The 13,630-nt window shown below is 73.3% G+C and carries 14 protein-coding genes and 1 pseudogene; 5 read left to right on the top strand and 10 right to left on the bottom strand.

All coding sequences use genetic code 11. From position 1 onward, the window contains the following. Positions 1-217: 217 nt before the first annotated feature. The 3 genes and pseudogenes from ACWGB8_RS24315 to ACWGB8_RS24305 all read right to left on the bottom strand — a co-directional run. Entirely contained in the window at positions 218-598 is a 381-nt protein-coding gene (locus tag ACWGB8_RS24315; protein WP_452215684.1) for a VOC family protein, read from the bottom strand. Between the two features lie 113 nt (positions 599-711). Further along, the gene (locus ACWGB8_RS24310; protein ID WP_452215683.1) at positions 712-873 is read right to left on the bottom strand and encodes a helix-turn-helix domain-containing protein; all 162 of its coding nucleotides are present in this window, start codon (positions 871-873) and stop codon (positions 712-714) included. After that, positions 827-1,450: pseudogene (locus tag ACWGB8_RS24305) on the bottom strand (cupin domain-containing protein); the annotation flags it as partial. The gene ACWGB8_RS24310 and the pseudogene ACWGB8_RS24305, both read right to left, overlap by 47 nt. Before the next feature lie 176 nt (positions 1,451-1,626). On the opposite strand from ACWGB8_RS24305, the gene ACWGB8_RS24300 reads away from it, so the two are divergent. Both ACWGB8_RS24300 and ACWGB8_RS24295 read left to right on the top strand, forming a co-directional pair. Beyond that, positions 1,627-2,067, top strand: a complete 441-nt coding sequence (locus ACWGB8_RS24300; protein WP_452215682.1) for a phage tail protein — start codon at positions 1,627-1,629, stop codon at positions 2,065-2,067. A gap of 205 nt (positions 2,068-2,272) precedes the next feature. Next, complete coding sequence (locus ACWGB8_RS24295; protein WP_452215681.1) at positions 2,273-2,488, top strand: e9imm peptide; 216 nt, start codon at positions 2,273-2,275, stop codon at positions 2,486-2,488. Positions 2,489-3,080: 592 nt separating this feature from the next. Here ACWGB8_RS24295 and ACWGB8_RS24290 read toward each other — a convergent pair. Continuing rightward, complete coding sequence (locus ACWGB8_RS24290; RefSeq protein WP_452215679.1) at positions 3,081-4,976, bottom strand: alkyl/aryl-sulfatase; 1,896 nt, start codon at positions 4,974-4,976, stop codon at positions 3,081-3,083. A gap of 190 nt (positions 4,977-5,166) precedes the next feature. Further along, on the bottom strand, positions 5,167-6,318 hold the full coding sequence (locus ACWGB8_RS24285) for a phosphodiester glycosidase family protein (RefSeq protein WP_452215678.1): 1,152 nt from the start codon (positions 6,316-6,318) through the stop codon (positions 5,167-5,169). Positions 6,319-6,420: 102 nt separating this feature from the next. Between ACWGB8_RS24285 and ACWGB8_RS24280 the strand changes: the two genes are divergently transcribed. Both ACWGB8_RS24280 and ACWGB8_RS24275 read left to right on the top strand, forming a co-directional pair. Further along, on the top strand, positions 6,421-6,795 hold the full coding sequence (locus ACWGB8_RS24280) for a hypothetical protein (RefSeq protein WP_452215677.1): 375 nt from the start codon (positions 6,421-6,423) through the stop codon (positions 6,793-6,795). A 142-nt stretch (positions 6,796-6,937) separates the two neighbouring features. After that, positions 6,938-7,795, top strand: a complete 858-nt coding sequence (locus ACWGB8_RS24275; RefSeq protein WP_452215676.1) for a uridine kinase family protein — start codon at positions 6,938-6,940, stop codon at positions 7,793-7,795. A 127-nt stretch (positions 7,796-7,922) separates the two neighbouring features. Here the strand turns inward: ACWGB8_RS24275 and ACWGB8_RS24270 are convergent, their stop codons facing one another. The 5 genes from ACWGB8_RS24270 to ACWGB8_RS24250 all read right to left on the bottom strand — a co-directional run bounded on the left by ACWGB8_RS24270 (position 7,923) and on the right by ACWGB8_RS24250 (position 12,576). Beyond that, positions 7,923-8,375, bottom strand: coding sequence for a peptidoglycan-binding domain-containing protein (locus tag ACWGB8_RS24270; RefSeq protein WP_452215675.1), 453 nt, complete (start codon positions 8,373-8,375; stop codon positions 7,923-7,925). 537 nt (positions 8,376-8,912) lie between these two features. Further along, positions 8,913-10,013 carry an alanine racemase gene (locus tag ACWGB8_RS24265; protein ID WP_452215674.1) on the bottom strand — a complete coding sequence of 367 codons (1,101 nt, stop codon included), beginning with the start codon at positions 10,011-10,013 and terminating at the stop codon, positions 8,913-8,915. A 171-nt stretch (positions 10,014-10,184) separates the two neighbouring features. Beyond that, positions 10,185-11,444 carry a lipase gene (locus ACWGB8_RS24260; RefSeq protein WP_452215673.1) on the bottom strand — a complete coding sequence of 420 codons (1,260 nt, stop codon included), beginning with the start codon at positions 11,442-11,444 and terminating at the stop codon, positions 10,185-10,187. A gap of 113 nt (positions 11,445-11,557) precedes the next feature. Then, positions 11,558-12,265, bottom strand: a complete 708-nt coding sequence (locus ACWGB8_RS24255) for a hypothetical protein (RefSeq protein ID WP_452215672.1) — start codon at positions 12,263-12,265, stop codon at positions 11,558-11,560. Between the two features lie 95 nt (positions 12,266-12,360). Then, complete coding sequence (locus ACWGB8_RS24250; protein ID WP_452215671.1) at positions 12,361-12,576, bottom strand: hypothetical protein; 216 nt, start codon at positions 12,574-12,576, stop codon at positions 12,361-12,363. 81 nt (positions 12,577-12,657) lie between these two features. Here ACWGB8_RS24250 and ACWGB8_RS24245 point away from each other — a divergent pair, with 81 nt between their 5' ends. Beyond that, on the top strand, positions 12,658-13,473 hold the full coding sequence (locus tag ACWGB8_RS24245) for a hypothetical protein (protein ID WP_452215670.1): 816 nt from the start codon (positions 12,658-12,660) through the stop codon (positions 13,471-13,473). The last annotated feature ends 157 nt before the right edge of the window (positions 13,474-13,630 follow it).

The following is a 13,630-nucleotide window of genomic DNA, read 5'->3' as shown; positions in this document are numbered from 1 at the left end:
GAGGGAGACGCGGGCTGCGGGGGAAGCGGTGGTTGCCATGACCATCACGCTAGGCGCTGCACGGCGGCCGGGGCTTCTCGATTCCTGACCGGTCTGGCCTTCGGCTTCCTGGAGGACACCGCACCGCCACCCGGTACCCCCGGCTGACCCCGACCGTGCCGCACCCGGAAGCCCGCCCGGGTACCCCGGCCGTGGCGGACCGTCCGCCTCGGAACGCTCAGGCCGCGGGGTCGGGTTCCAGGAACTCCAGCCGGTTGCCGAAGGGGTCGGCGCAGTGGAAGCGGCGGAAGCCGGGGAAGTTCCCGTCCCGGACCACGGGGTGTCCGGCGGCTTCCAGCCGGGCGGCGAGTGCGTCCAGGCCGGTCACCAGGATGCCGGGATGTGCCTTGGGCGAAGGGGATGGCTCCCGGACGACGCCGAGGTGGACCTCGTACCCGCCGGCGCGGAACCAGCAGCCGCCGCGGGCCGCCAGCACCGGGGGCTTCGCCAGCTCGGTCATCCCGAGCACGCCGCCCCAGAACTGCCGGCACTGCTCCTCGGAGCCCGCCGGAACGTCCAGCTGGACGTGGTGCAGCCGCTCGAACGTGAACGTGTCCATGATCCTCCCCCTCGACACGGCGACCCTACTCCCCCGCCCCCACGGGGACGAAGCTGCCCAAGGCGACCACGGCGACCGAGCTGCGCCGAGCTGCCCCGGGCGGCCGGCGGGCGTCAGCCGGCGCGGCACGCCACCAGCCACTCGCGGGGCGACATCCCGAACGCGGCCCTGAACGACCGGCTGAAGTACGCGGCGTTCACGAAGCCCCAGCGGTAGGCGATCGACGCCACGTTGGGGCCGCTGCCCGCCTGGCTGAAGAGCTCGTGCCGGCACAACTCCAGGCGGCGGCGAGAAGCGGTCCGGCAGGTCCTTGGCGAACGGGCGGCCCGAATCCGACATGCAGAACTCGCCCGGCCGCAGCACGGCCTGCCGCCCGCCCTGGACGAGTTGGGCCGTCCCGGTGTGCTGGAGGGCGAGCGTGACGTACTCCTCGCCGCCGCGGGCGATCATGCGCTTCGAGCGGGTCGCCGTCTGCGGACCGGACTCCACGAGGGCGATCTGCAGCGGGCCCAGCCGGTGGCTGACGATCGTGGAGGGCGAGGGGGACTCCTCGCGCAGGGTCACCTCCAGCGGGATGAAGGTGCGCGACACGGCGTCACGCCAGCACTCCGCCCGGTCGGGCGCGGACAGGGTGGAGGTCGACAGGAGGGGCACGACGGCTCCTTTGGGGTGCACGAAGATCGCCGGCAGCCACTTCGCGACCGCCTGGACCGGGGAGTTCCGGATGCCCCGGTCCGCAGCACGCGACTGGGTCACCACCCTGCCGGAGAACGTCCTCGACCGGACCGAGGGCGACGGCCTCCGGACCAGGATCGACCCGCCCGCCCGCGGCCGGATCGACTGGGTGGACATCGAGGTCCGCTGGGAGGGCACGGTCGCGGCCGTCGTCAGGTTCGAGACCTACAACGGCTAGGAGCAGATGTCCGGCCGATCATGTGACCTCCGCGAGCTTGTGGCGTTAGGCACTTTGCGGGCCGGAGGAAATGATCAACGGCCCATCCAGTCATGAGCCGTGGGAGGCGTCCATCGTGTTGACCGGTGATTCGTTCAGCAGCAGCACCTTTGCCATCGAGTTGGGCAAGTTCCAGGTCGAGACCGTTCAGTCCGTATCGGGGCTGCAACTGGAGCAGGACGTCGTCGAAATCCGACAGGTCTCACCGACCGGTGAGCTGCTCATTCGCAAGCAGCCGGGCGCGCGCAGGACCGGTGAGATCACGATCACCCGCGGCCTGGACAAGAGCACCGCGTTCACCGACTGGATCAAGGCCACTCTGGTCAACGCCGACCTCGACGCTGCCCGGCAGAACATCACGATCGCCTTGAAGGATGCGAGGAAGCAGACTGTCCGCCGTATTCACCTCAGCAACGCTTGGGCATCCCGCTGGGAGGGACCCTCGCTGGGAGCTGCCGAGTCCGGGCCGGCGACGGAAACGGTGACGATCACCTACGAAGACATCACTGTCGAGTAGCAGTCTGGTCCTGTCAGCGGACCACGTCCGAAGCCGGTTGACCAGGGCCGCTGCAGTGGCGGTGCTGCGGCGGACGTACCGGCCCGTCGCCGCACGTAGCCACTGCGTGCTGATCCTTCAGCTTGTTGATGGCCGGACAGCTCCTGTCGGAGGTGTCCGGCCGACCAGCTAGGCTCCCCTACTCCTGGAGGGGGTGGCCGTGGTGGTGACGCGCGAGGATGCCGTTGCAGTGGTGCAGAGGATCATGGATGCGGATTACGCCGATGCCGCCGAGGCACATCGTGCGCTGGAGGCACTGGACAGGGCCCTCGGCTGTCCGAGCGGCTATGTCAGTGACCTGATCTTCTGGCCCGACGGGTCGGCGCCGACGGCGGCTACGGTGGTCGAACAAGCCCTGGCCTACCGGCCCTTCGCGCTGTGAACGTCGCCTGTTGCTCCCCGGCAGCAACGGCCACAGCCGCTTCCACTCCGCGTCCGAAGTTCATCGCGTTCCGGCCCCGTGCCGCGCGGCGGCGGCAGAGGCCTCCGGTTCGGCGGGTGTGCGTGGCGGGTCGGCCCCGGGGATCGCCGCGACCACCGGCCCGGCCGACGCTGCCACGTCCGCCACGAAACGACCTCGCCCGACGCCAAGTGGCGGGTCGCCCGCGGTGTCCGCCTTGGCGATCAGGTCGGCGCCGTCTCCTCGCCGAGCTGGAAGCGCTGGATGCTCGCCGGCACCGCCGGGGCAGCGCGGCGCCCGACTCCCGGGCCGGGTCGGGGATGGCGGAGCGGCGGTCCCGTTCGGTATCGAAGTCCCTTGCCCACGCGGCGAATTGCGATGCAGCCGTGCCGGTCCCCTGCCGTGCCCGTCCCCGCCGATCGGGGTGGCGCCCCCGACCGGGGAGGACGCGGCCGGGCGGTTGCGCCGTTCCCGTGCGGCCGGAGCGCCACCGCGGCGATCGCGCGGTGGCGCTCGGGCCATCCGGAAGCACAGGACGGCTGCACCACGGCGGTGCCGCGCGCCTCTGGCCCGGTCAGGGGGTGACGATGGCGAAGTCGGGGTCGGGGTCGGTGAGGTGGCCGAGGAGTTCGGCGAGGACGCCCGGGTCGCCGCCGATGTCGGCGCGGCCGGGGGCGAGGAGGTCAGCTGGTGCGAGTGTGCCGAGGAGGAGGGCGCGCAGGTCGGCCTCGTCGAGCGTGATCTGCACGCCGGGGTCGGCGCTGTCCGGGCCGTCGGCGGTGCCGTGGGTGAGCAGGCCGTTGTGCAGGCGCCAGGTGTACGCCCCGCCGTCGCGCAGGTTCCAGCGCACCGACAGGTCGGCGTCCCAGCAGGTCGGCCCGTCGATGCGGATGGCCAGCGAGTCGAAGAGCTGTTCCAGGGTCAGGGCCGCGAAGAGGTCGGGCGAGAGGGGGGTGGTCGGGGTGCCGACGGAGCCCTCGCGCAGTTCGAGGGCTCCCATCAGGTAGAAGTTGCGCCAGGTGCCGTTCTCGCTGCCGTAGCCGAGTTGTTCCAGCGCGTCGGCCTGGAGCGCGCGTGCCTCGGCGTTGTCCGGGTCGGCGAAGACGACGTGGTTCACGACCTGGACGACCCACCGGTGGTCGCCGTCCTCGAAGGACCTGCGGGCCCGGCGCAGCACCTCCTCGGCGCCGCCCATGAACTCCACGTACCGGGCGGCCGCCTCGGTCGGCGGGTGCTCCCACAGGTGGGCGGGATTGCCGTCGAACCAGCCGAGGTAGCGCTGGTAGACCGCTTTGACGTTGTGGCTGAACGACCCGTAGTAGCCGTGGGTGTGCCAGGCGCGCTCCAGGGCCGGCGGCACCCGCATCGCCTCCGCGATCTCCAGCGGGGTCATCCCGCGGTTGATCATCCGCAGGGTCTGGTCGTGCAGGTACCCGTACAGGTCCCGCTGCTCGGTGAGGAAGGCGGTGACCCGTTCGCTGCCCCACACCGGCCAGTGGTGCGAGGCGAACGCCACCTCGGCGTGGCCGAACAGCGTGATCGCCTCGGTGAGGTAGCGCGACCAGACGCGCGCGTCGCGGACCTGGGCGCCGCGCAGGGTCAGGACGTTGTGCAGGTTGTGGGTGGCGTTCTCGGCCATGCAGAGCGCGCCGTGCCCGGGGAAGAAGATGTTCAGCTCGGCCGGGGCCTCGGTGCCGGGGGTCAGCTGGAAGACCATCCGGATCCCGTCGACGGTCTCCTCCTGCCCGGTGCGGGTGATGTCGAGCGTCGGCGGGACGAGGCCGACGGTGCCGGTGGAGGTGGTCTGGCCGAGGCCGGCCCCGATCTGCCCGCGGGGGTTCTTCGGCAGCGCGGCCCCGTACATGTACGCGGCGCGGCGGGCCATGGCGGTGCCGGCGTACACGTTCTCGCTGACCGCGTGTTCCATCAGCCCCTCGGGGGCGATCACCGGGACGCCGGCCGCGATCTCCGCTTCCGCCAGGACGCCGCGCACCCCGCCGAAGTGGTCGACGTGGCTGTGCGTGTACAGGACCGCGGTCACCGGGCGGTCACCGCGGTGCGCGCGGTAGAGGGCGAGCGCGGCGGCCGCGGTCTCGGCGGAGATCAGCGGGTCGATCACCAGCACGCCGCGCTCGCCCTCGACCACGGTCATGTTGGAGAGGTCGAACCCGCGGACCTGGTAGATGCCCTCGACCACCTCGAAGAGGCCGTGGTCGGAGCAGAGCCGGCTCTGCCGCCACAGGCTCGGGTTCGCACTGTCCGGGCAGTCCTGGTCGAGGAAGCCGTACGCCTCCAGGTCCCACACCACCCGCTCGCCGTCCCGGATCAGCGGGTCGGTGGCGGTCCCGAGGAAGCCCCGGCGCGCATCCTGCAGGTCCCGCGTGTCGTCGAAGGGCAGGCGGCCCCGCGCGGCCGCGTTGGCCTGCGCGATGTCCTGCCGGGCCGGACCCGGTCCGGTGTGGTGGGTCATCTCACGCTCCTCGCCTCGGACGGCCGCCGACCTGCCGCCACCGCAAGCCTCCCGGGTCGCGACGGCGGCCACGACCACGCGCCCGCCGAACGGGTGACAGCCGCGCGGCGGCCGGTCCGTACGCCCGGGGCCCGCGGCGCGGCGTGCGCGGCGGGCCCCGGGTGCGTGCGGTGGCGGGAGGGGTGGTCCGTCAGCCCCCGGCGACCGGCAGCACCGGGACACCGCCCTTGCCTGCGTAGACCGCGTCGAACACGGGGCGCAGCACCCGGGTGTCCTTGTCGGCGGAGACGTCGGCCAGGCCGTTCTGGACGGTCCCGTCGGTGAGCAGGGTGGTGGAGCCGCCGCCGTCGAGGTTGACGGCGTCGATGAGCCCGGCCTTCGCCAGCAGGTCGGCGAGCGGCGGCAGCAGGTCGCCGTCGACGTGGGCGCCGGTGAACGGCCCCTTGAGGTCGCGGGGGCCGGTGAGGGTGGCGAACACCGTGCGGCCGAAGCCGTCGACGCCGAGGACGGTGCGGGCGTCGCGGCAGACGTCGGCGAGGGTGATCGGGTGGTCCTGGTCGACCTTCTTCTTGGTGACACCGTCCGGCTCGTAGATGCGGGAGCACGGTCCCGCGTCGGTCTTGAAGTCGCTCCTGCCGTTCACGAGCATGCGGCGGCCGCCGGCAACGAGGTCCACCGATTCGTCGAGGTCGACGTAGCGGTCGCGGGTGACGTCCTTGAGCTTCTGGCCGACGTCCAGGGTGAAGCCGAGGGTGCCGCGCTTGGCGTACTGGGCCTTCAGCCAGGCGGTGTTGGCCGCGCCGGTCGCCTGCAGGATGTGGCCCCGGACGGGCACGTCACGTCCGCCGCGGTCGCCGCCCTCGGTGATCCGGCCGTCGGAGTCGAGGACGATCTCGAAGCCGGGGTCGTTGTCGGCGGTGATCACCTCCTTGCCGGCGGCGTCGCGGTCGCCGTTGTTGCCGCGCTTCGGCGTGGGCAGCCGGTAGGCGTCGTTGAACAGCACGATCTCGTCGGGGTCGGCGTAGACGGTCACCCCCTTGCCGTCGACCTCGTACGCGGTGCGGTGGGCCAGGTCGTCGGCGTCGCGGGGGCAGCCGCGGGCGAGGCCGGGGTTGCGGTTGATGTCGTCGACGGTGAGCCGTTCGGCGCTGCCGCGGACCCCGACGGACAGCTCGGTCCGGAAGACGCTGAGGTACGGGACGTTGTACTGGAGGAGCACGCCGGTGCGGTCGTCGGTGGGGGAGGTCGGGTGCGGGTCGAAGCAGGACGCGCCGAGCAGCTTGCCGTCGCGCGCGGAGACACCGAAACTCATGGCGCTGCCGTCGGCCTTGACGTCCGGCATGAAGAAGCTGCCGTTGATGCCGACGAGGGCGCGCCGCGGATAATGGCCGGGCAGCAGGCCGGCCCGGCCGGCGGCACCGGACGACGGAGAGGCAGAGGACGGATGACCCTGGAGAAGGGCCGGCGCGTACGGCTGGCCGAGGACCTGGCGATCGGCGAGGCGGTCGCCGGGGAGCCCGGGGCCGTGGTCGGGTTCCTCTCGCTCGGAGCCGGCATCGAGGGCACCGTCGACCGGGTGGACGGGGAACTCCCCGAGAGCCACGAGGTCCTTGAGTACCAGCGCCTCACCGCGCTGTTCGAGGACTACGGGCACACCATGCCGGCGGCGAGCCGGAACCGGCTGGAGACCGAGATCGCCGCGCTGGAGCCGCACTGGGCCGCCCACCGGGAGCAGGGGAAGCGGGTGACGGTCCGGGTCCGGCTGGACAACGGCTTCGTCCTCGACGGGGCCCACCAGGACGTCCTCATCCCCTTGTGAGCACGAGGACGCCGCAGGCCTCGGCGCTCACCGGTTCGCGCGGCCCGGAATCCGGTGGCGGCCCCGGACGGCCGGGCCGTAGGTTGGCCCCGCCGCGCACACCGCCTCGCACCCGCGCTGTGGCTCACCCCAAGGAGTTCTCGTGTTCGACAACGTCCGGGGCCTCCCCCCGGAGCGCGCGGCCCGGCTCGCCGCCCTCGTCGAACGGTGCGCGCCGCTGCTGCACGACCGGGAGCAGGGCATGGAACACGTCCAGCGGCTGCTGCGGGACGTCGGGGCCACCGTCATCGAGTCGATCCTCATCACGCGGGAACTGCTCGGAGCCGGGCCCGGGGACCAGGGGCGAGCCAAGACCGCCGTCCTGTCGAGCGCAGCGCGGACCACCGAGTTGCAGGTGCACCACCGGTTCACGGACGTGATCGAACGGGCCAAGGACATCGCCGACGCCGTCCTCCGCCCGGCCCGCGCCCGGGGGCGCACCGGGATCATCGCCATCGACGGCCCCGGCGGGTCGGGCAAGACGACGCTGGCCGCCGCAGCGTCGCAACTCCTCGACGCCCCGGCCGCCGTCGTCCACGTCGACGACTTCTACCGTCCCATGCCCGACCAGGAGCGGGAGCGGCTCGACGCGCAGCAGGGCTACCACCGCTACGTCGACTGGGAACGCCTCCGGGACCAGGTCCTGACCCCGCTGCGGGACGACCGGGCCGCCCGCTACCAGGTCTACGACTGGACCACCGGACGGCTCGGCGACTGGCGCGAGGTCGCCCCGGGCACCACCGTGATCGTCGAAGGCGTCTACTCCGCCCGCCCTGAACTCGCCCCCTACTACCACGCCACCGCCTACGTCGACGCCCCGCGCGACCTCTGCCTCCGGCGCGTCCGAGCACGCGGCGAGAACCCCGAGGCGTGGATCCTGCGCCGGCGCGCGGCCGAGGACTACTACCTGCACACCACCTGGCCCCAGACCCGGGTCGACCTCCTGGTCCGCGGCTACTGAGCCGGCCGGAAGCCTCCGCCTGACTCCGCCGCGCCGCTCCTTCTGACGCCCGACCGGTGGCACCGTGCGGGAACGGCCCGCCGGGCGGACGGTGGGCCGTCCCCCGGCGGGCCATTGGGCCGGACCGTCAGCCGGCGAACCTCTTGAACGCCGCCTGGGTGCCCGGGCCCGCCTCGCCGTCGATCGCGCCGGTGTAGCCCCAGTGCGCCTTCAGCAGGCGCTGCAGCGCCTTGACGGTCTCGGTGCCGACGATGCCGTCGATCGAGCTGCCGTAGCCCCAGTACGTCTTGAGCCCGCGCTGGAACGCCTTCCAGCTCTCGGTGCCCAGCTGGCCGTCGATCGCCCCGCCGTAACCCCAGTGCTCGCGCAGCCAGCGCTGGACGTTCTGGGCCTGCGCGCTGTTCAGCCCGAGGTTGTTCACCGCGAGGACGCCCTGGGTGGCGGACTCCACCTGGACGGCCTGGGCAGCCGGGGCGGCCGGGGCCGCGAAGGCCGCGCCCGCGCCCGCCACACCGCCGACGGCGATGCCCAGGGCGGCGGTGAGTCCGACGAGTGACCTCGTCACCGTGTTCGATCGCATGTGCTGTTCCCCCTTCGGATGGTGGACGGCGTCCACCGGCACCGGGCCGGTCCCCGCCGCCGCGCCGGTGAGTACCGGCGCGTGTTCGCCCGACAGCACCCGGGCCGCGCGTCGTTGACGCGAGCACGTCGCACCGGGCTCCCCGACGCTAACCTCCGGCGCCACGACGGGTCGAGTACGGATTGAGCCACCCGGCGAGCGCCCGCCGCCCCGGCCGGATGAGCTGCACCGACCTCGCTCCGTCGACCTACCGGGCCCGGCCGGGCCGTACCGCAGGCTCGGCACCGTCCACCCGCGGGCCCGGCCGCATCCGCACAGGCAGCGGACCGGACGACCGCCCGCGACCGGCCCGCGCGCCCCGCACCGAAACACTGCCCGCCCGCCCCCGTCGGACTGGCCGATCCCCGCCCCGACCCCGAAGGAAGATCCCGAAGGAAGATCCCCGGAGGAACCCGAGAGCAGCGGAGGCGACGCCACCGCGCGTACGGTGGCGCCGCCGCGCCTACGGCGGCGCCGCCGACCCGAGCACCCCGGCGGTCAGGCGTTCCTGCCGCGCGCCGCCACGCGCCAGCGGTCCACCAGCTCGCCGCCGCGGACCACGGCGACGTCGTCGACGAGGTTCACCGCGATGCAGACGTGGTTGGGCACCACGCGCAGCCGCTCGCCGAGCGCGGGCAGGTCGCCGCCGTCGGGCCACTGCACGGTGGCGTGGTGCTCGGACAGCGCCGTGATCCGGGCGTCGGGGTGGTCCATGAGCCGGCCGAAGCCGGTCGCCCAGGCGGACCGGTCGCCGCCGAGGACCTTGCTGCCCGCGTCCACCACGATCCGCCGGGGCTCGCCGTCCGTGCCCTCGTGCCTGCTGACGACGGTCGCCGCGACGGTCAGGGCGATGTCCGCCAGGGTGCACCGCCCGAGTTCGAGCTGCTGGGCGTCGCCGAACACGTAGACGCCCGGCCGCACCTCGGTGGCCGCCGAGCCGGCCGTCAGCTCCGCGGTCGGGGTGGAGCCGCCGCTCACCCGCTCGATGTCGAAGCCCGCGGCGGCGAGCAGTTCGGCGGCGCGCCCAAGGGCCTGCTGCTCCTCCTCGGCGGCCTTCGCCGGCATGTCCGGAGCGTAACTGTGGCCCGGGAAGGTGAACACTCCGGCCACCCGCAGCCCCGCCCCGGCCGCCGCGCGGGCAACCTCCACGGCCTGCTCCGGGCGGACCCCGCTGCGATGGTGGCCGCTGTCGATCTCCACCATGACCTCGATGCCGCCGGCCGCGGCTCCCAGGTGGCGGCCCGCCGCTTCCGCCCCCTCGACGGAGTCCGTGCCGATGGCGATCCCGGCCCGTTCGGCGAGCCGCTGCAGACGCTGCGCCTGGCGGGGCCCGATCCACAGCGGGTAGGCGATGAACAGGTCGGTGGCACCGTGCTCGGCGAAGACCTCGGCCTCCCCGATGGTCGCCACCGTCAGTCCGACGGCCCCCGCCGCGAGTTGCCGCGCGGCGACCTCCGGCATCTTGTGGGTCTTGGCGTGCGGGCGCAGCGCCAGGCCCTTGGCCTTCAGCGCCGCGGCCATCCGCTCGACGTTCCGTTCGAGGACGTCCAGGTCGACCATGATGTCCGGGGTGTCGATCTCCGCCGGGATTGTGCTCATCTGCTTCCTCATCGCCTCGAACCGCACCGTATGTCCTGTCTCCCACCGAGGATATGTTCGGGCAGGTAGCACCGGGGAATCCGCTGCCCTCCCCGCCGACGGGTCCGTACGCGGACGACCGCCGCGGTGGGCCGACGCGGGTCGGCGCCGCCGGGCGGTCCGAGGGGGTTCTCAGCCCAGCCCGTCGAACCAGCGCACGATGGCCGCCGTGGCTGCGACGTTGGAGCCCAGGTGCCGGGAGCCCTTGAAGTCCGGGGTGCCGAGGTTGACGACGGCCGGGTGCACGCCGTGCGACCGGAGCGCCGTCGCGCAGTGGTCCGTGTTGGCGTTGGCCGCCTGTTCGTCCGCCTCGGCCGCGTACAGGCGGACCGGGACACGCGGCGCCCAGTCGCAGGTGCTGTCGGCCACCCGAAGTGCGTCGGCCAGGGGGCCGCTCGGGTGGCGCAGCAGCGCCAGGCCCCGTGTCGTGAGCAGTGCGTCCACGGTATCGGGCGTGCCGGCGACGAGTTGCGGACCGGTGTGCGCTCCGTCGAACAGGTCCTCGATCGTGTCGGCGTACGGCGCCCGGAAGACCTCGCCCGGGGATCCGTACAGCCGGTGCAGCCGGTTCCAGGCAACAAGGAGGTAAGCGGCGTACAGCACACTCGACTTCGCTTCGAGCGAGCCGTCGAGCAGCGCGGGCAACTCGGCGTACCGGAAGTCATAGGCGCCCCCGACCGGAGCGACGGCCCGGAGCCGGAACCACCGGTCGCCGCCTTCCTGGAGCGTGCGCGCGAGTCCCATCGCGGCCGAGGCGCCCTGGGAGAACCCGGTGACCAGCACGTCGCGTGCCAGCTCCCGGCCCGTGCGCAGGACGAAAGCGCGCGCTGCCCGGAGCATGTCCACGGCGGCGGTCGTCTCCGAGGGCACGTCCATCCAGGGATGGAGCCCCGGGCCGGTGCCGAGGCCGAGGTAGTCCGGGGCGACGGCGGCGAAGCCGGCGGACGCGTACGTGAGGGCCGGGGAGGACACGAATCCCGCCCCGACCGAGGTGGAGGGGGCATCGAACCGGTGGACGACCGTGCCGTGGGTGAACGATACGGTCCGCAACGCGTGTTCGCCGCCGAGCGGCAGCACGAGCAGCCCGCTCGCGGTGATCGGCCGACCGCCGGGGTCCACGGTCCGGTACACCAGGCGGTGGGCCGCAACCCCGAACCGGACCGCACCCGCGTCGTACCCGGCCTCGGACAGCGCCGTGGCCAGGTCCTCCTTCTCCGTCAGGGCGATCGTCGAATCGGAGAGCAGCCTCCCGCGATCGCGCGAGTGCACCGCATCCGCCGACGCGACGCCCGTCGACACGCTCGCCGCGCCCAGGAGGGCCAGACCCGCCGCCCCCGCACCCAACCGACGGAGCACGGACCGTAAGGTAATTGCCGAACATGTGGGTTCCATGACGCCGAAGCTACGACCCGTCACTCCCGTTCCACAGTGCGGCCAGCAGGCGTGTCCACCCTACGGCTACCCCTACCTCTCCCCCTCCCCCTTCCACGTTGCTCCGGCGGTTCCTACGGGCGGAGTTGGGCGGCGAGCCGCTCCGTGACCTTGCGCAGGGGCTCCCCGGTGAGGGCCGGCTCGGTCCGGGCCTCGGTGTCCTGGGCAACGACCAGGGCGAGGTCGCCCGGGCCGTGGGACGCGACCCGGGCCACCCCGACCCGTCCGCCCTCGGGGGTGACCGCGGTCTGCCCGGCACCCGGCTGCTCCGCGGCGAACTGCTCCAAGTTCCTTACTTTGATGGCGCCATGGCGCTGGATGTGCGGCAGCATCAGCGCGAACGCCGGGCCGTACACCGGGGTGGCCAGCAGGTCGACCCGCACCGGGGTGGCGCCGACCGTGTAGTGGCAGGTGATCTGGGCGCTGGGCGGCGTGGCCGGTATCGACGGCATGCCGGGCAGCGGGGTCGCGGTGGCGGGCCAGGGCTGGGCCGGGAGGCCGTCGCCGAGTTCGCCCTCCGCCACGGGCCGCTTCCCGGCCCCGGCGGTGACCGGACGCTCGATCCCGGCCGCCTTGAGGGCCGCCGCGAGGTCGAGGCCGAACGGACAGGCGCCACCCGCGGACAGGTCGCGCGCGGTGGAGCGGACCTGGTCGTAGGAGAGCCGACCGGACCCGGCGGTGCTGCCGCCGGAGGAGCAGGCGGACACCCCGAGGAGGAGGGCCGCCGCCCCGGCCAGGACGGCGGGGCGGCGGAGGCGTACGGACGTGCGGTCTGCAGTCATGCCGCCAGGCTAGGTCGGGACTGTTCGCGCACTGCCGCGATCGTGTCCCGACTCGGTTCCACCCGCGCCGGATTCTTTGCCCCCACGCGCCCTCCTCACCGGCAGCCCGCAGGCCACCCAGGGTGAGGTCGAGGAGCCGTGCGGCCCTGCTGGCGCCGTTCGGCACCGGCCGAGGTGAGCGCGATCCCTTCGAGGGCGGCGGCGCCGATGTCGGCGGGACCGATGCCGGTACGGACCGCGTCGACGGCCGTGCAGGCGCCCATGAGGCTCCATGCGGCGTCCATGGGGGTGGCCAGGGCGGCCCGGATCACGACCGCCCCGGGTGCCGACCTGGACGAACGACCGCCGGTCACCCGGCAGCGGTGTCGTTCACTTGCGCTACTCTCCCGCAAATGCCAAGCATCGCTCGATCTTCCGTTCGACACCGGCAGGCCGCGGCCGTCGCCGGTGCCGCCCTCGCCCTCGCCGCAATCGCCGGCTGCGGTCCGAACTCCGCCCGGTCGTCGGGGGCCGCCGACGCGGCCTCCCCGCCCCCGCCGGCCACCGGCGCCGCGGCACCCTCGGCCGCCGCAACCGGCCCCGCGAGCCCGGCACCGGCGGCGCTCTCCTTCGGCTACCAGGCGCACGGCGAGAGCGAGTACATCGACCAGACGCTCTCCATCCGCAACGACGGGCCGACGAGTGTGGCGCCGACCCTGGTCATCACCGCGGTGGACGGCGCGGGGAAGGACCTGCCGGACGTCCGGGTCACGACCGCCTACGGCAGCGACCGCGGCGGCCTCGTCGTCCAACCCGGTGACGGCTACGACGTCCTGGCCTTCAGCGGCGCCGGCGCCGACCGGGTCAAGGACGTCCGGGTGACCGTCAAGGAGGCTGCTCCGGAGCAGCTTCCGGCCGACGCCTCCGCCGTCCGGGCCACCCCGGCCGACGCGGCCGGCCGACCCATGAGCAAGTTCGACGCCTTCCACCAGGTCGTCCTGACGAACCCCAACACCGCACCCGTGTCCGTCCGCATCGTCTACCTGGTCTACGACGCGCCGAAGCCCGGCGCATCCCAGCAGGTGGCCGAGGCGGTCGCGATCGGCGGCCTGACGACGGTCCCGGCAGGCAGTACGGCATCCGTGACAGTATCCGGCGACGCCGCGGCAGCCGTGCAGAAGTACGCAGGCGGTCCGGCCGTCAGCGTCAAGGCCTACTTCTCCCGCTGAACGGGCGCGCGGGGCCGACGGATCCCGGCCCCCCCCCGCCCCCCCCCCCCGCGCGGGTATAAAACAAAAACAGCCCACCCAACCCGTCAAGTTTTCCCCCGGGGGTCCGCCCGCAAGATAAATCCCAAAATCCCCCCGCTGCCGGGGGGGGGGGGCC

It is taken from the genome of Kitasatospora sp. NPDC054939 (genome assembly GCF_053610105.1).
The sequence above is the reverse complement of the archived record's forward strand: the minus strand, read 5'-3'. Positions and strand labels throughout refer to the sequence as shown.